This is a genomic window from Cryobacterium sp. Hh38 (genome assembly GCF_004403235.1).
GTDB lineage: Bacteria > Actinomycetota > Actinomycetes > Actinomycetales > Microbacteriaceae > Cryobacterium > Cryobacterium levicorallinum.
Genome location: NZ_SOHD01000038.1, coordinates 67,175 through 84,534 on the forward strand (window position 1 = coordinate 67,175; position 17,360 = coordinate 84,534).

Below are 17,360 nucleotides of genomic sequence, written 5' to 3' on the forward strand. Positions count from 1 at the left end.
ATGGATGCCATGACCTCGCCTGCCCCCACCATCAGTGAACTCAGCTACGAACAGGCCCGCGACGAGCTCATTCGCGTCGTCAACGAACTCGAACAGGGGTCGAGCACCCTGGAGCAGTCGCTCGCGCTGTGGGAACGCGGCGAAGCTCTGGCCCGTCGCTGCGAGGAATGGCTGATCGGTGCCAAGGCCCGCCTCGACGCGGCCCGCCTGGCCGCCACCACACCTTCCGAAGACGCCACACCCACCAGATGAGCCGCGCCCCCAAGCCGCCGCGCGTCGTCGCCGAGCTCGGCCGACCGGAGACTCCGCAGGAGACCGCCGATCGCCTCGCCGAGAATTCGCGCAAGTACCGGTCGCACAAGACCGTGAACAACCTCGTGCTGTCGCTGCTGGTGACGGTGGGAGCCGTGCTCGTGCTCGTGTTGCTGGTGCCGCGCAACGACAATCCGATCACCCGCGACGCCGACTATCCAAGCATCGCCGCCCAGCTGGCTCCGGTCGTCGACCACACCCTGGCCAGCCCGGAGCTGCCAGACGGCTGGAGCGCCAACGACGCCGAGTGGCGAGCCGGAGCGAACGACCAGGTTCCGTCCTGGTACATCGGCCTGATCACGCCCGAAAACCAGTTCATCGGCTTCAACCAGGCCTTCGACGCCAACCCCACCTGGCTGGCCCAGAAGCTGCCCGGCTCCCCCGTCGTCGACACGGTCAGCATCTCTGGCGTCACCTGGGACGTCTATCGCAACAGCGCACCGGCCGCTGACCGGGGAAATTTCGACTATGCGCTCGTGACAACAGCCGGCCCGAGCACCTATCTGCTGATCGGAACGGCGCCCACCGACGACTTCGAGACCCTCGCCACCGCGCTGGCCGCCAACATCGCACAAAATGGAGCGGAATGAACCGGTCATCGACGGCCGTCCCTTCTCCGGCGCAGGCCTGGAACGAACTATGCGAGGGCAATGCGCGCTTTGTTGCCGGCACCCCCCGGCACCGCGAGGACGTTGACCGGCGGGCCGAACTCGTCGGAGCGCAGACACCGCACGCTGCACTGTTTGGCTGCAGCGACTCCCGGCTCGCCGCCGAGATCATCTTCGACCAGGGGCTCGGCGACCTCTTCGTCGTGCGCAACGCCGGCCAGGTCATCTCGTCGTCCGTGCTCGGTTCGCTGGAATACGCGGTCGCCGTGCTGCGCGTTCCGCTCATTCTCGTGCTCGGCCACGACGAGTGCGGAGCGGTACGTGCTGCGATCGATTCTCAGACAGCGGATGCCCCGGCTTTGCCCGTGCATATCGCGCGCATTATCGAGAAGATCGTGCCGGCCGTGCGTCGGGTCAGCGGGCAGGCGGCATCCACTCAGCTGGACCCCGCCCGGGTCGACGCCGGCCAGGTCGGCCGGGAACACCTCAAGGACACGGTCACCGAACTGCTCGAACAGTCCGAGGTGATCAGCGCGGCCATCGCAGCCGGTACATTGGCTATCGTCGGTGCGAACTACGTTCTTTTCGAAGGGCATGCCGACCCCAACATCGTGGTGGGCGATATTTAGCTCACCGGCGCACCCGTTGCGCACAGCACGACTCTCATACAGCACCGAAAGGGAACGCACACAGTGGTGGACACCTCCGCACAAACCGGCTACCGGATCGAACACGACACGATGGGTGAGGTCCGCGTTCCGACGGACGCTCTCTACGGTGCCCAAACTCAGCGCGCGGTCGAGAATTTTCCGATCTCCGGCTCCACACTTGAGTCCGCGCAGATCGCGGCTCTCGCCCGCATCAAGAAGTCGGCGGCTCTCGCCAACGCTCAGCTCGGCGTGCTCGATGCGGACATCGCCGACGCGATCGCCTCGGCCGCCGACGAGGTCATCACCGGGCAGTTCGACACCGAGTTTCCGATCGATGTTTATCAGACCGGCAGCGGCACCTCCTCGAACATGAACATGAACGAGGTCATCGCGACCTTGGCGACCCGCGCGCTCGGCCGTTCGGTGCACCCGAATGACCACGTCAACGCGAGCCAGTCCTCCAACGACGTGTTTCCAACCTCGGTGCACATCGCCGTCACGAGCGCCCTGATCGACGAGCTCATCCCCTCGCTCGACCACCTGGCCGTCTCCTTCGAGGCCAAGGCCGAACTGTGGAAAGAAGCCGTCAAGGCCGGCCGCACCCACCTTATGGATGCCACGCCGGTTACCCTCGGCCAGGAATTCGGCGGCTACGCCCGCCAGATGCGTCTCGGCATCGAGCGCATCCGCACCGCCCTGCCCCGCATCGCCGAGGTTCCGCTCGGCGGCACCGCGGTCGGTACCGGCATCAACACGCCCTACGGCTTTCCGCAGCTGGTCATCGAGTTGCTGGTGCGGGAAACCGAACTACCGATCACCGAGGCGCGCGACCACTTCGAAGCCCAGGCCAACCGCGACGGCCTCGTCGACGCCTCCGGGGCGCTCCGCACCATCGCCGTTTCGCTCACCAAGATCTGCAACGACCTGCGCTGGATGGGATCAGGCCCAAACACGGGCTTCGGCGAGATCAACATCCCCGATCTGCAGCCCGGCTCGTCGATCATGCCCGGTAAGGTCAACCCGGTTATCCCCGAGGCCGTGCTCATGGTCTGCTCGCGTGTCATCGGCAACGATGCCACGATCGCCTGGTCCGGTGCCTCCGGCTCGTTCGAGCTCAACGTCGGCATCCCAGTGATGGGAACCGCGCTGCTCGAGTCGATCCGCCTGCTCGCCAACGCCACCCGGGTGCTCGCCGACAAGACCGTCGACGGCCTCGTCGCCAACCTCGAGCATGCTCGCGCCCTGGCCGAGAAGTCGCCGTCGATCGTCACCCCGCTCAACCGCGTCATCGGCTACGAAGCCGCCGCCAAGGTGGCCAAGAAGGCTGTAGCCGACGGACTCACCGTGCGTGAGTCTGTCATCGCGCTCGGCCACGTCGAGCGCGGTGACCTCACGCTCGCCGAGCTCGACACCGCGCTCGACGTGCTGAGCATGACGCGTCCTCCGCAGAAGAAGTAGCAGCACCACCGACAGCGAGTGTTGCCGATCCGTCCCAGGCGTTATCGGCAACACTCGCTGTCGTTAACCGCTCACGCCGCGGGCATCGCGACTCACTTTCTTCACCGCCACCAATAGAACGATCGTCGCTGTCGTCCCGATACGGGAATCCCCTGCGGGACGCCTCGGGATCAGGGCGGAGTTCACGTTCAGCGGGGATCGGCCAACAGCTGATACATGAGATGGTCTTGCCACCGGCCCGCTATTTTGAGGTATGCGGGCGCCAATCCATAACGCACGAAACCCACACGTTGAAGCACCCGTTGGGAGCGCACGTTCGGAATCAGCGTCTCGGCTTGTACCCTGTGCAGCCCCAACTCTTCGAATGCCCGCGTGGTCATTGCTCGAACTGCGTCAGTGGCGTAGCCGCGTCCGTTGTTCTCTTCAGCGACCCAGTAACCCAGTAACCCATGGTGCACGACTGAAATGCCCCATAGGTGATCCCGCTGAACGTGATCCGACCCACGACCTGGGCGTCCTCGTCGAGAATCACGTGTGGCAGAGCCTCGCCTCGGCTGTGCCGAGCAAGAACATTTTCGACCTCTGCCTGCTGACCTGCGACCGTGAAGTAGGGATCCTGGCGCACTGGTTCCCACGGAGCGAAGAAGATCCGACCAGTTCGCTGGAGGACGGCAAGGCGCTCCGCATCATCGGCGGAAATGAGTCGAGTAGTAGCAGGCATCAAAGAATGCTCCCACATGAGCCGCAAATCAAACGACCTGCCGCGTGGGCTATCGCCAACGGTGACCAGCGACCACAGACATCCACTCCCCCGCCGAAACTACATCACCTCGTTGCCCTCCAGCATCTCGGTCACGAGCGCCGCGATCGCGCTGCGCTCCGACCGGGTCAGGGTCATGTGCGCGAACAGCGGATGCCCCTTCAGCGTTTCAATCACGCTGGCCACGCCGTCGAAGCGGCCGACCCGCAAATTGTCGCGCTGGGCGACGTCGTGGGTGAGCACAACGCGCGAGTTCTGACCGATGCGGCTCAGCACGGTCAGCAGCACGTTGCGTTCGAGGGACTGCGCTTCGTCGACGATCACGAAGGCGTCGTGCAGGGACCGGCCGCGAATGTGAGTGAGCGGGAGTACCTCGAGGATGCCGCGCTCGATCACCTCCTCGACCACGTTCTCCGACACGATCGCGCCGAGGGTGTCGAATACTGCTTGCGCCCAGGGCCCCATTTTCTCGCCCTGGTCCCCCGGCAGAAAGCCGAGGTCCTGGCCGCCGACCGCATACAGCGGCCGGAAGACCATGATCTTGCGGTACTGCTGACGCTCCAGTACTGCTTCCAGACCCGCGCAGAGGGCGAGCGCCGACTTCCCCGTTCCGGCTCGACCTCCCAGCGACAGAATGCCGATCTCCGGGTCGAGCAGCAGGTCAATGGCGAGTCGCTGCTCCGCCGACCGTCCGTGCAGCCCAAAGACGTCCCGGTCGCCGCGCACCAGCTTGAGCGTGCCTCGGCTGGTCACCCGGCCGAGGGCAGAGCCCCGATCGGAGTGGATGACCAGCCCGGTGTTGATCGGCATGTCCTGCACCGTGCGCGAATCGAGCGTTTCCTTGTCGTAGAGCACGCTCATCTGCTCGGCGCTGAGGGTGATCTCGTCCATGCCGGTCCACCCGGAATCAACGGCGAGTTCGTGCCGGTACTCGTCGGCGGCGAGGCCGAGCGACGCGGCCTTCACGCGCAGCGGCAGGTCCTTGGAGACGACCGTCACGGTCATTCCTTCATTGGCGAGGTTGAGCGCCACAGCCAGAATGCGCGAGTCGTTGTCACCCAGCTGCAGGCCAGACGGCAGCACCGACATGTTGGAATGGTTCAACTCCACCCGCAGGCTGCCGCCCTCGCCGACCGGAATTGGAAAATCCAGGCGCTCATGCTTGAGCCGCAACTCGTCGAGGTTGCGCAGCGCCTGCCGGGCGAAATAGCCGATCTCCGGGTCGTTTCGCTTGGACTCCAGTTCGCTGATCACCACCACGGGCAACACCACGGCGTGCTCGGCAAACCGGAAAATCGCCTTCGGATCGGACAGAAGCACCGAGGTATCCAGCACGTAGGTGCGCTCGGTTTGCGAAGCGGATGTCTCCACCCGGTCAGTCGCCTTGCGATCGGTTCGATATGCGGTCATGGCCACTCCCACCCTGCGTCACGAGGACGCGGATCACTTTGGCGAGCTGGCCATCAAGCAATTCTCGAGCCGTACTTATATGGCCGTCTCGATCAGGTGCCGTACCTGATGAAAGCGACGCTACGACCTACGGGAGAAAAAAGAAACCCGACACGCCCACCGAAATTTGTCGTTCACCTGACGTTGAGGCGGACGACGGATACGCCGGCGCCGACTCCTAGTAGTTTGCTGAGAGTGCGTACGCCGTGAGCGCACCCCTCAGCATGGTTACCGTGTCGGGGTCGAGGGCCGCGTGCACACACAGTCGCACGGTCCGGCCGCGGGTGGTTGCGGTGATTCCGTGGTTGTGCAGGCTGGCTACCAGGGTGGTCAGAAGTTCGGCTGGCGGCTCCAGGACCACGATGCCGGCCCGTGAGACGACATCCCGCGGCGACACGATATCGACGACGAACTCATCGACCAGCTCGATGATCTCCGACACATTCTCGTTCATCGCCTTCTGGATCACGTCGACACCGACGTCGAAACTCTGCTCGAGCGCAGCAGCGAACCGCGCCTGCGCGATGGCGTCCCCATTGGTCACCCGAAAGGCTCGGGCAGCGTGACTGGGCGGGGTGACCTCGTCCCAGGGATCGTCCGTGTCGGTACCGACGTAACCGGAAATCACGGGCACCAGGCGCTCGAGTGCCCGTTCGCTGAGGGCGAGAAACCCGGTGCCCCAGCCGGCCCGCGTCCATGTCTGACCACCGGAAGCGACGACATCCGCTGCCTCATAGGCGGCATCGACGACGCCGAAGCCCTGAATCGCGTCGACGATGAGCAGGCGATCGCCGATGACCTGGCGGATGCCCTCGAGGTCGGTGCGATACCCGGTGCGCGAATCGACCAGGCAGACGGCGACGGCAGCGACGGCCGGGGCCAGCTGGTCGCGGATCTGTCCGGGGGTGACGCGGCCGTGATCCGTCTCCAACCAGAGCGGAGTCACCACGTGCAGGGCTTCGGCGGCGCGCACTGCGGCGAACGGAACGCTCGGAAAGTCACCGGCCGAGAGCAGCACAGATCCGGTGAGACCAAACATGGCCTGCATGAGTCCGGAGCTCGTGTTGGGCTGCAGCACGATCTGATCCGCGGCAAAGCCGGTGAGCTCTGACGCTGCGGTGCGAGCACGCAGATCCTGGTCGACCAGATGGTCGAGGCTGCCGTGGCGGGCGCGGGACAATACCTCGGTTTGGCCGAGGGTCTCAGCCACCACGGCCTCGGAGAGCGGGCCGACCCGACCGAAGTCGAGGTAGCCGGGTTCCTCACGAAAACCGTCGGTGAAGCTGAGCAGTGAATTCATGCGCGCAATTCCAATCGGTTGTCAAACACAGGGTGGCTACCCCCCGAAGCGCCGCTGCCGGCGGGAAAAGTCGCGCAAAGCCCGCAGAAAGTCGATCTGCCGTAGGTCGGGCCCCAGCGCTTCAACGAAGTAGAACTCGCTGTGCGCGCTCTGCCAGAGCATGAAGTCGCTCAGCCGCTGCTCGCCCGAGGTACGGATGACGAGGTCGGGGTCGGGCTGACCGCCGGTGTACAGATGCTGACCGATGAGTTCGGGCGTGAGGGTCTCTGCGAGGTCTTCCAGGGTGCCGCCGTGCGCGTGGTGGGTGGCGACGATGCTGCGCATGGCGTCGGTGATCTCGGTGCGGCCGCCGTAGCCGACCGCGAGGTTGACGTGCAGTCCCTTATGGCCGCTGGTGCGGGCATCCGCTGCATCGAGAGCCGCGACCAGCGGCTCGGGCAGGCCGACCTTGGACCCCACCTGTTGCACCCGCCAGTTGCGGTAGTGCGAGAGCTCCTCAGCGAGATCGGCGATGATTTCGATCAGATCGGCGAGTTCATCGCTCGGGCGCTGGGTGAGGTTGTCGGAGGAGAGCAGGTACAGGGTGACGACCGAAATGCCGAGGTCGTCGCACCATTCCAGAAACTCGCGCATTTTGGCGGCGCCAGCTCGATGGCCGTGCGCGGCGGTTTGAAACCCCAATTGCCGGGCCCAACGCCGGTTGCCGTCGATGATCATGGCAACGTGGTGAGGCATGTGTGCCGGAGTGAGCCCACGCCTCAGCCGGCGCTGATACAGCCCATAGAGGATGCCACGCGGCGAGGGTACCTGGGGTTTCTGCACACAGTTACGCTAGTCCACTCCCCGGGCGTTCGCGGCACTCGGGCCACGCCCTGCCGTATCCTTGCAGCATGGCCACCGAGCACGATATCCCCAATCTGCCGCTGATCGAGGCGGCTGACGCCCACCCTGAAGACGTCAAACCGACCTGGCGCGGCTGGATTCACGCTGGCACATTTCCGGTGACGATCGCTGCCGGCATCGTGCTGCTCGTGCTCGCTGAGGGGTCGGCGGCGAAGATCAGCTCGGCTGTGTTCGTGCTCAGTTCGATGCTGCTCTTTGGCAATTCAGCGCTGTACCACCGCTTCAACTGGCAGCCGCGCACCCGCATCATTCTCAAGCGCATCGACCACGCGAATATTTTTCTGCTCATCGCCGGGTCGTACACGCCCATCACGGTGCTCGCGCTGCCGCCGGAAAAGGCGACTCTGCTGCTCTGGCTGGTCTGGGGCGGAGCCGGGCTGGGCATCCTCTTTCGAGTGTTTTGGATTCACGCCCCGCGCTGGCTGTACGTGCCGCTCTACCTGGTGCTCGGCTATGGCGCGCTGCTGTTCATCGTGGATTTCTTCCAGGCCAACGCGGCCATGATGACGCTCATCCTCGTCGGCGGGCTCTGCTACACGGTCGGCGCGGTCGTCTACGGGCTGAAGAAGCCCAACCCGGTTCCCGGTGTGTTCGGCTTTCACGAGATCTTCCACACCTTGACGGTCGTGGCGTTTCTGTGTCATTTCGCGGCGATATTACTGATCGCCACGCATCCGCTCTACCCGTAACGGTTTATTCGGGCTTGTCGCTCGGCGTGGTCGGTGCGCTTGGGTCGGCATCGCGGGCGGCGACCTCGGCATCGAGGCGTGCCTTGATCTCGGCGCGATAGGTCGTACGACGGATGCGACGCACCACATCCAGGCAGAGCAGCAGGGTTGCCAACGCGATCAAGAAAAAGACCAGAAAACCGACGACGCCCGGGGTGACGGTGTTGGGGTCGAAGTCGGGGTCGGGAGTTGCGGCGAGCACGACGCTCAGCAGCGAGGTCATGCGTCGTCCTGGATTCCGGCGAACAGATCGGATTCGGGCATTGCGGTGTCTACTTTCGATTCGACGAGTTGGAAGTCTTCGTAGGGCCAGGCCTCGCGGACAAGATCGTTGGGCCAGAAGAAGAAGCTGCTGTCGGGTGTGACCTGGCTCGCGTGCGAGCGTAGGGCGGCATCTCGAGCTTCAAGAAAATCACCGGCGGGAACGTGCGTGGTGGCCAGCTTGGGGTAATTCTCCATGCGCTCGCGGGCTGCGCCGAGTGGCTCCAGCAGCGGAGAGTCCGGCTCAGCCACGCTCAGCGCGAGGTACATGGCATCGATGCGTTCAAGGTTGAAGATGCGGTCGTAGTACACCTTGTCGATCTGCCACGGCTGCCCGGTGTGCGGGTAGCGACTCGGGTCGGCGGCGGCACGATAGGCCTCCATCGAGACCTCGTGGCAGCGGATGTGATCCGGGTGCGGGTAGCCGCCGTTTTCGTCGTAGGTGATCAGCACCTGCGGACGGAACTCCCGAATCAAATTCACCAGCGGCTCAGCCGAGTAGTCGAGCGGAATGGCCGCAAAGCTGTTCGGTGGCGCCTCCTGGCCCTCATCCATACCGGAATCCTCGTAGCCGAGCCAGCGATGCTGCACGTTCAGCGCCTCCTGGGCACCCTGCATCTCCAGGCGGCGCAGCCCGGGCAGGTCACGCTCGGCCATGGCATGGCCGGTCAGGGACGGGTTCAGGATGCTGCCGCGTTCGCCGCCGGTGCAGCTCACGATCATCACCTCAACGCCGAGGCTGCGGTAGTAGGCATACGTTGCCGCGCCCTTGCTCGATTCGTCGTCGGGATGGGCGTGCACAGCCATCAATCGCAGCGTCACCATACTCCTCAGGAATGCCAGATAACCTTAGGCCAGATAACCTAGATACCAGCCTAATCGCTCCATCGGAAGTGTGAAATCGCCAGTGCCCCTCAACAGCACGCCCACCGGAGTTCAGTCGAGCCGCCAGCCCGAGCGCCTCGACGAATCTGACGTCGCCGCGGTACCTGCACCCGAGAGCGCCGCGATCCAATCGCGCTACGGGCGCACCCCGGCCCGCCGGGTTCGCGACCGCCGCATCCTGTGGGGGCTCGGTGGCGTTTTCGTGTTGGTGCTGGGAGCGTGGGTTCTGTGGACCGGCCTGGACGGGGCATCCACTCAGATAGAAGCGCGCGATATCGGGCACACCATCATTGATGAGCACAGCGTGAGCGTCACCTTCGAGGTAGCGCTACCGGTGAACCGCACGGCGAGTTGCGCGGTTCAGGCTCTCAACGAGAGCTATTCGGTCGTCGGCTGGAAGATCATCGATCTACCGCCCTCCAGCCTGTACAACCGGTCGTTCACCGAGGTTCTGCGCACCACCGATCTGAGCAACACGGGTTTGATTTACCAGTGCTGGCTGACCTAAACTGACGTATTCGCCTCGGCAATCGCCCGGGCGACGACTATATCTGCGCGGCCCTCAACCGGCCTTTCTGCGCTTGAGCGTATTGAAGGAGATCACTCGTGATTACCGACACAACGGTCACCTGGCTAACTCAGGAGGCCCACGACCGCCTCGCCGCGGAACTGGCGACACTGAGCAACTTTGGCCGGGGCGACATCGCGAAGAAGATCGAGTCCGCGCGAGAAGAGGGTGACCTCAAGGAGAACTCGGGCTACCACGCGGCGAAAGAAGAGCAGGGCAAGATGGAGGCGCGCATTCGCACGCTCACCCTGTTGCTGCGCACCGCCGAGGTCGGCCACGCCCCAGAGAGCAACGGCACCGTCATGCCGGGCACCGTCATCACGGCCACCATCGCCGGCGACGAAAGCCGCTTTCTGATCGGCAGCCGCGAGATCGCCGCCAACAGCGACCTGGACGTGTACAGCGAGCAGAGTCCGCTCGGCGCGGCGATCATCGGCCTCAAGGTCGGCGCCAAGACCAGCTACACCACGCCCACTGGCAAGGAGATCACCGTGCAGATCTCGAACGTGGAGACGTTCACCGGCGCCTGACTCCCCCGCCGAGGCTCGGCTGCCGATTCGCGCCGATATTGGGGCTCAGGTTGTCCACTCGCTGCACTTGGCCTTCCCCTGCACGCGAGGTGCCATCTTTAGCCCCTTGAGAGCTCGCCAAGGGGCCAGAAGTGGCACCTCGCGCGGTCAATGCACAACGCATGAGGCGGCCCGCTTACAACGCTGCTCAGCCAGCAGCAATCAACTAGCAGCCGACGGTCGACAGCGCTGGCGGCAGCAGCTGCCGCCCGGCCTGTCTGTCTGTCTGTCTGTAGGTCTGTCTGCCTAGTCGACCGGGCTAGTCGATCTGGGGGTCGTAGCCGGCGGCGCGCAACGTGTCGACGACGTGCTGGCGGTGTTCGGGCCCGCGAGTTTCAACGCTGACGTCGAGTTCGACTTCGCTGATCTGCAGGCCGACGCCGTGCCGGGTGTGCAGCACCTCGATCACGTTGGCCGTCGCCTCCGCGAGCAGCTCGGAGATTCGAGCCAGCTGACCTGGACGGTCGGGCAGCATGATGCGCAGCGTCAGGTACCGTCCCGACGCGGCGAGGCCGTGGCTGATCACGCGTTGCATCAGCAGCGGGTCGATGTTTCCGCCCGAGAGGATGGCGACGGTCGGCCCGGTAGGGGTGATCTTGCCGGCCAGGAGGGCGGCGACCGCCACTGCCCCGGCCGGTTCAACCACGAGCTTGGCGCGTTCCAGCAGCACCAGGAGCGCGCGGGCGGTGTCGTCTTCGGTGACTGTGACGATCTCGTCGACGGCGTCCCGAACGATCTCGAGATTAAGCAACCCGGGCCTGGCCACCGCGATGCCATCGGCGATGGTTGGGAGCATGTTGATCGTCACTGCTTCGCCGGCGGCGAGGGAGGGCGGATACGCGGCCGCGTTCTCCGCCTGCACCCCAATCACTCGGATGTGTCGCCCCTCCCGGGCGGCACGCTGCTTGAGCGCGCTGGCCACTCCGGAGATGAGTCCGCCACCGCCGATGGGAACAATGACTGTCTCCAGGTCGGGAACCTGATCGAGAATTTCGAGTCCGAGCGTGCCCTGCCCGGTGACCACATCGGCATGGTCGAACGGCGGGATCAGGATCGCGCCGGTCTCCCGGGCGTATTCGGCTGCGGCGAGCAGCGGTTCGCTCACGGTCGTTCCGCGCAGAATGACCTCTGCTCCGTAGTCCCGCGTCGCTGACAGCTTCGGCAGCGCGACTCCGACGGGCATGAAGATGGTCGCCTTGATGCCGAGCTCGCGCGCGGCGAAGGCCACGCCCTGGGCGTGGTTTCCGGCCGAGGCCGCCACGACGCCACGGGCTTTCTCCGCCTCGGTCAGTTTCGACAGTCGGTTGTAGGCACCGCGAATCTTGTAAGAGCCGGTGCGCTGCAGATTTTCACACTTGAGGTAGACCGGCGCGCCCAACACATCGGCAAGGTAGCGCGAGCTCTCCATCGGAGTCACATCCGCAACCCGGGCGACGACCGCGCGAGCGGCCTCGAATTCGGCGAGGGTCGGTCCGACGAGGGTGGTCTCTGGCATGTTCTAGTTCTCCGAACTATCGTGCGGGGCGCCGGGTGCGCTCGAATCTGTAGGGGTGACGCGCGCGGATGCCCCCCGCAACGTGAGGAGGGTCCCCGGGCGCAGCCGTGCTGTGCGCGCCGGTGCGCCAGACGGGCGATATCCCGGTCGGCTTTGCGGCACGGTCTGCCAGAGCACCGATCCGGTCGTCGGCACCGTCGGCACCGTCGGTGGGCTCGACCGCCAGGTACCCCCAGCAACGTAACTGGTCATCGCGTTCAAAACCGCGGCCACCGGAACGGCGAACAGAGCGCCTGGAATTCCGGCGAGTAAGGCACCGGCAGCCACCACGAGCACGACGGCAAGCGGATGCACCTTCACCGCGGTTCCCATAATGAGCGGCTGCAGAACGTGTCCCTCGACCTGCTGCACGAGCAGGACGACGCCGAGCATGGCCAGGGCGATGGCCCAGTTGTTGAAGATGAGCGCGATCACAATCGCCACCGATCCGGTCGCGACCGCGCCGACGATGGGGATGAATGAGCCGAGGAAGACCAGAATTCCAATCGGGATGGCCATCGGCACCCCGAGCAGGGCCGCGCCCACTCCAATGCCGACCGCGTCGATCGAAGCGACCAGAATTTGCACCTTGGCGAAGTTGCCCAGGGTGGTCCAGCCTGCGATTCCCGCACCGTCGACGGCCGCGCGGGCCCGTCTCGGGAAAATTCGCACGATCCAGCCCCAGATGGCTTTGCCGTCGATGAGGATGAAGAGCAGGCTGAACAGAGCCAGCAGCAGGCCGGTCAGCAGGTGCCCCAGGGTACTCCCGACCGACAGAGCACCACTGATGAATACCGCACTATCCTCCTGGAGAGCCTCCCACCCTTGCTGCACGTACGTGTTGATATCAGTCTCGGAAACCTGCAGCGGTGAGCCGGCCAGGAACGCCTTGAACGAGTCGAGTGATCGGGTGAGCCGTTCGCTCAGCCCAACGGTGCCCTCGGCGATCTGCGTCGACGCGAGGGTGACCAGACCGGCAACGAGCACCAGCGTGCCCACCATCGCCAGCGCCACAGCGACGCCCTTAGGCCAGTGATGCCGCACCAGGAATGCCACAAACGGAACCAGGAGCGCGGAAACCAGCACGGCCACGAGCAGCGGAATGACAATCAACCGCAACTGAATAACCAGGAAGACCAGAATGGCGATAGCGGCGGCGATCACAATCAGACGCCAGGACCAGGCCCCAGCCAAACGGATGCCGGCCGGCAGATTCTCGTCGACACCGTTGACAGCGGGGGTAGAGGTCACGACCTCGATCGGCGTGACAACGAGCTCGGATCCGGCGAGATCAGCGCTCTCCCGCGCGCGCTCCCGCGCGCGCTCCCGCGCGCGCTCTGCCGAACGCCTGCGACGCAACCGTAGCAGCGCGCGTGCACCTGGATTGCCCGTGGATTCGCTCACTCAAACAGTCTAGGACTGCCGTCAGGACTGTTGCTGCGCCACACTGGCGGTCTCCACCCGCTCGGTCGAGACCGGTGCCCCGGTGAAGTTGACAAACACGTTCTCGCCCGCTTTCGGGTGCACGCGCACGCCGTGCTGAAGAAACAGAATGGTGCCGTCGGCCAGGCGCAGGGTCGTGCGGCGGAGCGACCCAAGAAAGCTGGAGGTGACCACGGTCGCCGCGAGGCCCTCGGCTGCGAACTCGATGTCTTCCGGGCGGATCGAGACCGTCACGGGTCCGTCGGGCGTCGCCGGGTCGATCAGGGGCAGGCTCGTTCCATAGACCTCGGCTCGAGCCGAGCGCACGAGACCGTCGATGCGGTTGCTGAGCCCGACGAAGTCGGCGATGAACGGGGTGGCCGGACGGGAATAGAGTTCTTCGGGCGTGCCGACCTGCTCGATATTGCCGGCGCGCATCACGGCGACGCGGTCGGCGACCGCGAGGGCCTCATCCTGATCGTGGGTGACGAACAGGGTCGTGATGCCAAGTTCGGTTTGAATGCGTCGAATCTCGTCGCGCAGCTGCACGCGCACCTTGGCGTCGAGCGCCGAGAGCGGTTCGTCGAGCAGCAGCACACGCGGTTCGGTCACGAGTGCGCGCGCGAGCGCGACCCGCTGCTGCTGGCCGCCGGAGAGCTGGTGTGCAAAGCGATCGAAGTGGTCGTCGAGGCCGACCATGGCCAGGGACGCTGCCGCCCTGCGGCGCCGCTCGGCCGGCTTGATCTTTCGCATCCGCAGCCCGAATTCGACGTTTTCGCCGGCACTGAGGTGCGGAAACAGCGAGTACGACTGAAACACCATACCCATGTCGCGTTTGCTGGTGGAGAGTGCTGATACGTCGATGCCGTCAATGGTGATACTGCCGGCATCGGTGGATTCCAGCCCTGCCAGCACGCGCAACGCCGTGGTCTTGCCGCTGCCACTCGGGCCGAGCAACGCGACACATTCGCCCGCGTGCAGGGTGAGGTTGAAGCCGTCCAGGGCGCGCATTCCGGAGAATTCTTTGACGACGCCGGTGAATTCAACGACGGTTCCCGGTCGGGTCGGTGCGGTTGGCTGCTGGGCTGTCAGCTGCTGTGAATTCATGCTGGACCTTTCACTGTGGTACGGCGGCGCGATGTTCGGGTGCGCGGGGCACCGAGTCGTCCTATAACGAGGAGCAGCAGGAAAGCGAAGGCGAGGGCCAGCAGCGAGAGAATCACGGCCGTGTACGGGTCGACCTTGCTCACGACGACGAGAGCGGTTTGCAGGTTGACCCGGTTCAGCAAGGATGCGATGGTGAATTCGCCGAGCACGACGGCCACGGCGATGAAGGCACCGGCCAGGATGCCCCGGCGCAGGTTGGGTACGAGCACCCGCAGGAGCACACTGCCCCAGCCGGCCCCGAGAGTGCGCGCAGCTTCGGTGAGCGTTTTCACGTCGACGCCGTCGAGGTTGGATTGAATGGCCCGATAAGCGAAGGGCAACACCGTAATGCCGTAGGCGAAGGCCAGGGTCCACACGCCGCTGCCCAGCATTCGAGCCACAATGGCGTAGACCGGCGCGAGCCCGACCACAAGCACAATGGCCGGAATGGTGATGGGCAGAATACAGATGAATTCCAATACTCGGCGCAGCCGGGGAAAACGGATGTGCACGAGCAGCATGGTGGGTATGAGCAGCAGCAGCACGATCAGAACGGTGCCAATGGCCAAAGCCACCGAGTTGCCGAGCGCTACCAGCACCGGTCGGTACACCCCGGTGAATCCGCTCTGAAACAGGGCGACCCAGCGGTCGACGTTGTAGCCGCCGACCAGCCCGGCACGCAGGGTGAATTCGATCATGGCCACGATCGGCACGGCGAAGATGACCCCGACCACGCCGAGAATGATGGTGCGAACCGTGCGGGAGGGCGCGTGAGCCACACCGTTGGTGGTCAGTCCGGTCATTGCTGCCACCGCGCGGCCCGTGACTGCAGCGCTGAATAGCCGACCATGACGACGGCCATCACCACGATCATGCCGAGGGCCAGCGCGCCGGCCAGGTTTTCCCGACCGAGCAGCGTCTCACTGGTGAGTGCGGCGCGAATTTGCAGGGGCACAATCTGCGAGCCCTGACTCACCAGCGCCGCCGCGGTGGCGTAAGAGGAGAACGCGTTGGCGAACAGCAGCAGCAGGCTGCCGATGAAGGACGGCGCGAGCACCGGAAAGGCGATACGGAACCAGTAGCTGGCTGTGCTTCCGCCGAGAGTGGCGTTCGCCTCGGCCCACTGCGGTTTCAAGGCTTGCAGGGCGGGCATAAAGGTGATGATCATAAGCGGAACCTGAAAGTAGATGTAGGGCAGGATAAGGCCGGTCGTCGAATACAGCCAGACGCCGTTCTCAAAAATATCCAGGCCGAAGGTGTCGCGCAGATACAGGGTGACCATGCCCTGAATGCCAATGGTCGCGACGAAGGCGAAGGCGAGCATGACGCCACCGAACTGCGCCAGCACCCCGCTGAGCGAGTCGATGGTGGTACGCAGCGGGCCGTCGGGGCGAGCGCCGAGCAGGGCGTAGCAAACCACAGCACCGACAACGGCACCGACGACGGCGGTCAGCGCCGACAGCCAGAAGGAGTTGAAGAAGGTGGTGAGCACGACGGGATCGCCGAGGGCCGCGACCGTGGCCAGGGTGAAGGCGCCGGTATTGTCGAAAAAGCCCGTGCCGATGGCAATCAGGGTCGGCACAGCCAGGAACAACAACACATACACCGCGAAGGGCAGCAGCCCGAAGGCTGCTGCCCGACCACGGATGTTACTGGACAGCGGCAGCCCACTTCTCGCCGAGCAGCGTTGCCGCTGCGGTGCTCTGGTCTTCGGTCGGAACGACGGTGTCGCTCGGCGCCTTCGGCAGCGCATCGAACAGCTCGCTATCGATGGTGCCGGCCTCGGCCATGGCCTCGGCGCGCGCCGGGCGGGCGCCGCCCGCAAGCCACAGGTTCTGTGCTTCATCGCTGTACAGGAATTCCTGCCAGAGCCGCGCTGCGGCGGGATTGGGAGCATCCTTGTTGATCGCCTGGTTGTAGTAGCCGGCGTAACCGGTGCCGTCGAAGACGACGACCTTCCAGTTGCGCTGGCCCTCCAGCTGGGCACCGTAGCCAACGTTGAGGTAGTCCCAGTCGAAGACCACCGGGGTCTCACCGGAGGCGACGGTCGCCGTCGTCGGGTTGACCTTCAGAAAGTTACCGGTCGCATTGAGATCGGAGAAAAAGTCAATGCCGGGCTGAAAGTCAGCGACCGTTCCGCCACTCTGCACGGTGGCGAGGCCGACAGCGGCAAACGCTGCACCAGCCTGGGTCGGGTCACCATTGATGGCCACCTTTCCCTTGTAGTCGGCGCCGAGCAGGTCGGTCAATTCCTTGGGCTCCGGAACAGCGTCGGGGTCGTAGCCCACCGACAGGTATCCGCCGTAGTCGCCGACGTAGAGGCCGGAGGCTTCCTTGAGCGCGTCGGGAATGTCGGCCCAGTTGGCAACCTGGTACGGCGCAAAGCGGTCGGTACTGGACAGGGCCACAGCCAGGCCGAGGTCGAAGACATCCGGTGCCGTGTCCTGGCCCTTGAGGTTGTCGGCGGCCTGGATCTCTTCGGCGCTGGACCCATCCGGGGACGCTTCGTTGATCGTGATGTCCGGGTATTTCTCGGCAAACAGGTCGAGAACGGCGCCATAGTTCGCCCAGTCACGCGGCAGCGCGATGACGTTCAGCTGACCTTCCGCGATGGCGGCTTCTTCGAGGCCTGCCAGATCGCCGAAGGCGCTCAAGCTGGTGGCGGTCGCTGCGTCGACGCCCGAGGCCGGAGCCTCGGCGGCCGGTGAACAGCCGGTGAGCGTGAGGGTGAGGGCCGCTGCGGCGGCCAGGGACACCATCAGAGTGCGTTTGAGTGACAATTTTCCTCCATTATGACCGGGTCCGGA

Annotated in this window: 19 protein-coding genes; 7 read left to right on the top strand and 12 right to left on the bottom strand. The window is 64.9% G+C overall.

Annotated features, from left to right (window positions below):
- The 4 genes from E3T41_RS13630 to E3T41_RS13645 all read left to right on the top strand — a co-directional run bounded on the left by E3T41_RS13630 (nt 1) and on the right by E3T41_RS13645 (nt 3,028).
- Nucleotides 1-252: an exodeoxyribonuclease VII small subunit gene (locus E3T41_RS13630; protein ID WP_092450460.1), complete on the top strand. Its 252-nt coding sequence runs from the start codon at nt 1-3 to the stop codon at nt 250-252.
- Entirely contained in the window at nt 249-902 is a 654-nt protein-coding gene (locus E3T41_RS13635) for a DUF4245 domain-containing protein (protein ID WP_158251596.1), read from the top strand. Before E3T41_RS13630 ends, E3T41_RS13635 begins: the two co-directional genes overlap by 4 nt.
- Complete coding sequence (locus E3T41_RS13640) at nt 899-1,549, top strand: carbonic anhydrase (RefSeq protein ID WP_092450369.1); 651 nt, start codon at nt 899-901, stop codon at nt 1,547-1,549. The genes E3T41_RS13635 and E3T41_RS13640 overlap by 4 nt, the downstream gene beginning before the upstream one ends.
- A gap of 63 nt (nt 1,550-1,612) precedes the next feature.
- Nucleotides 1,613-3,028: an aspartate ammonia-lyase gene (locus E3T41_RS13645; protein ID WP_134479072.1), complete on the top strand. Its 1,416-nt coding sequence runs from the start codon at nt 1,613-1,615 to the stop codon at nt 3,026-3,028.
- 188 nt (nt 3,029-3,216) lie between these two features.
- Here E3T41_RS13645 and E3T41_RS19080 read toward each other — a convergent pair whose 3' ends face one another.
- From E3T41_RS19080 to E3T41_RS13665, 4 genes are all read right to left on the bottom strand, one after another.
- Entirely contained in the window at nt 3,217-3,663 is a 447-nt protein-coding gene (locus E3T41_RS19080) for a GNAT family N-acetyltransferase (protein WP_370257709.1), read from the bottom strand.
- Nucleotides 3,664-3,848: 185 nt separating this feature from the next.
- Nucleotides 3,849-5,198, bottom strand: a complete 1,350-nt coding sequence (locus E3T41_RS13655) for a PhoH family protein (protein ID WP_134479074.1) — start codon at nt 5,196-5,198, stop codon at nt 3,849-3,851.
- 217 nt (nt 5,199-5,415) lie between these two features.
- Complete coding sequence (locus E3T41_RS13660; RefSeq protein WP_134479076.1) at nt 5,416-6,537, bottom strand: aminotransferase class V-fold PLP-dependent enzyme; 1,122 nt, start codon at nt 6,535-6,537, stop codon at nt 5,416-5,418.
- A 36-nt stretch (nt 6,538-6,573) separates the two neighbouring features.
- Nucleotides 6,574-7,359, bottom strand: a complete 786-nt coding sequence (locus tag E3T41_RS13665) for an isoprenyl transferase (RefSeq protein ID WP_134479078.1) — start codon at nt 7,357-7,359, stop codon at nt 6,574-6,576.
- Between the two features lie 68 nt (nt 7,360-7,427).
- On the opposite strand from E3T41_RS13665, the gene E3T41_RS13670 reads away from it, so the two are divergent.
- Nucleotides 7,428-8,129 carry a hemolysin III family protein gene (locus E3T41_RS13670; protein ID WP_092450381.1) on the top strand — a complete coding sequence of 234 codons (702 nt, stop codon included), beginning with the start codon at nt 7,428-7,430 and terminating at the stop codon, nt 8,127-8,129.
- A 4-nt stretch (nt 8,130-8,133) separates the two neighbouring features.
- Here the strand turns inward: E3T41_RS13670 and E3T41_RS13675 are convergent, their stop codons facing one another.
- Together E3T41_RS13675 and mca are read right to left on the bottom strand one after the other, a co-directional pair.
- Nucleotides 8,134-8,391, bottom strand: coding sequence for a hypothetical protein (locus tag E3T41_RS13675; protein ID WP_092450383.1), 258 nt, complete (start codon nt 8,389-8,391; stop codon nt 8,134-8,136).
- Nucleotides 8,388-9,254 (bottom strand): mycothiol conjugate amidase Mca, encoded by an 867-nt coding sequence (gene mca / locus E3T41_RS13680; protein WP_233195109.1) that lies wholly within the window; start codon nt 9,252-9,254, stop codon nt 8,388-8,390. Before mca ends, E3T41_RS13675 begins: the two co-directional genes overlap by 4 nt.
- An 82-nt stretch (nt 9,255-9,336) precedes the next feature.
- On the opposite strand from mca, the gene E3T41_RS13685 reads away from it, so the two are divergent.
- Together E3T41_RS13685 and greA are read left to right on the top strand one after the other, a co-directional pair.
- Nucleotides 9,337-9,822, top strand: coding sequence for a DUF4307 domain-containing protein (locus E3T41_RS13685; protein ID WP_166791564.1), 486 nt, complete (start codon nt 9,337-9,339; stop codon nt 9,820-9,822).
- Nucleotides 9,823-9,920: 98 nt separating this feature from the next.
- Nucleotides 9,921-10,412 (top strand): transcription elongation factor GreA, encoded by a 492-nt coding sequence (gene greA / locus E3T41_RS13690; RefSeq protein WP_092450387.1) that lies wholly within the window; start codon nt 9,921-9,923, stop codon nt 10,410-10,412.
- A 298-nt stretch (nt 10,413-10,710) separates the two neighbouring features.
- Here the strand turns inward: greA and ilvA are convergent, their stop codons facing one another.
- The 6 genes from ilvA to E3T41_RS13720 are packed head-to-tail and all read right to left on the bottom strand — an operon-like array spanning nt 10,711 to nt 17,312.
- A complete protein-coding gene (gene ilvA, locus E3T41_RS13695; RefSeq protein ID WP_134479081.1) occupies nt 10,711-11,946 on the bottom strand; it encodes a threonine ammonia-lyase in 1,236 nt (411 codons plus the stop codon).
- Nucleotides 11,947-11,949: 3 nt separating this feature from the next.
- Nucleotides 11,950-13,389, bottom strand: coding sequence for an AI-2E family transporter (locus E3T41_RS13700; RefSeq protein ID WP_241991181.1), 1,440 nt, complete (start codon nt 13,387-13,389; stop codon nt 11,950-11,952).
- Between the two features lie 21 nt (nt 13,390-13,410).
- Complete coding sequence (locus tag E3T41_RS13705) at nt 13,411-14,514, bottom strand: ABC transporter ATP-binding protein (protein ID WP_166787606.1); 1,104 nt, start codon at nt 14,512-14,514, stop codon at nt 13,411-13,413.
- Complete coding sequence (locus E3T41_RS13710) at nt 14,511-15,356, bottom strand: ABC transporter permease (RefSeq protein ID WP_092450392.1); 846 nt, start codon at nt 15,354-15,356, stop codon at nt 14,511-14,513. The genes E3T41_RS13705 and E3T41_RS13710 overlap by 4 nt, the downstream gene beginning before the upstream one ends.
- A complete protein-coding gene (locus tag E3T41_RS13715) occupies nt 15,353-16,306 on the bottom strand; it encodes an ABC transporter permease (RefSeq protein WP_370257716.1) in 954 nt (317 codons plus the stop codon). Before E3T41_RS13715 ends, E3T41_RS13710 begins: the two co-directional genes overlap by 4 nt.
- Nucleotides 16,203-17,312 carry an ABC transporter substrate-binding protein gene (locus E3T41_RS13720; protein ID WP_134479130.1) on the bottom strand — a complete coding sequence of 370 codons (1,110 nt, stop codon included), beginning with the start codon at nt 17,310-17,312 and terminating at the stop codon, nt 16,203-16,205. The genes E3T41_RS13715 and E3T41_RS13720 overlap by 104 nt, the downstream gene beginning before the upstream one ends.
- Between the last annotated feature and the right edge of the window lie 48 nt (nt 17,313-17,360).

Coding starts and splice junctions, on each gene's coding strand:
- E3T41_RS13705 (WP_166787606.1), bottom strand. CDS start 14,514: ATGAATTCACAGCAGCTGACAGCCCAGCAGCCAACCGCACCGACCCGA.
- E3T41_RS13655 (WP_134479074.1), bottom strand. CDS start 5,198: ATGACCGCATATCGAACCGATCGCAAGGCGACTGACCGGGTGGAGACA.
- E3T41_RS13670 (WP_092450381.1), top strand. CDS start 7,428: ATGGCCACCGAGCACGATATCCCCAATCTGCCGCTGATCGAGGCGGCT.
- E3T41_RS13640 (WP_092450369.1), top strand. CDS start 899: ATGAACCGGTCATCGACGGCCGTCCCTTCTCCGGCGCAGGCCTGGAAC.
- mca (WP_233195109.1), bottom strand. CDS start 9,254: ATGGTGACGCTGCGATTGATGGCTGTGCACGCCCATCCCGACGACGAA.
- E3T41_RS13710 (WP_092450392.1), bottom strand. CDS start 15,356: ATGACCGGACTGACCACCAACGGTGTGGCTCACGCGCCCTCCCGCACG.
- E3T41_RS13660 (WP_134479076.1), bottom strand. CDS start 6,537: ATGAATTCACTGCTCAGCTTCACCGACGGTTTTCGTGAGGAACCCGGC.
- E3T41_RS13720 (WP_134479130.1), bottom strand. CDS start 17,312: ATGGTGTCCCTGGCCGCCGCAGCGGCCCTCACCCTCACGCTCACCGGC.
- E3T41_RS13715 (WP_370257716.1), bottom strand. CDS start 16,306: ATGCGCTGCCGAAGGCGCCGAGCGACACCGTCGTTCCGACCGAAGACC.
- E3T41_RS13675 (WP_092450383.1), bottom strand. CDS start 8,391: ATGACCTCGCTGCTGAGCGTCGTGCTCGCCGCAACTCCCGACCCCGAC.
- E3T41_RS13630 (WP_092450460.1), top strand. CDS start 1: ATGGATGCCATGACCTCGCCTGCCCCCACCATCAGTGAACTCAGCTAC.
- E3T41_RS13635 (WP_158251596.1), top strand. CDS start 249: ATGAGCCGCGCCCCCAAGCCGCCGCGCGTCGTCGCCGAGCTCGGCCGA.
- ilvA (WP_134479081.1), bottom strand. CDS start 11,946: ATGCCAGAGACCACCCTCGTCGGACCGACCCTCGCCGAATTCGAGGCC.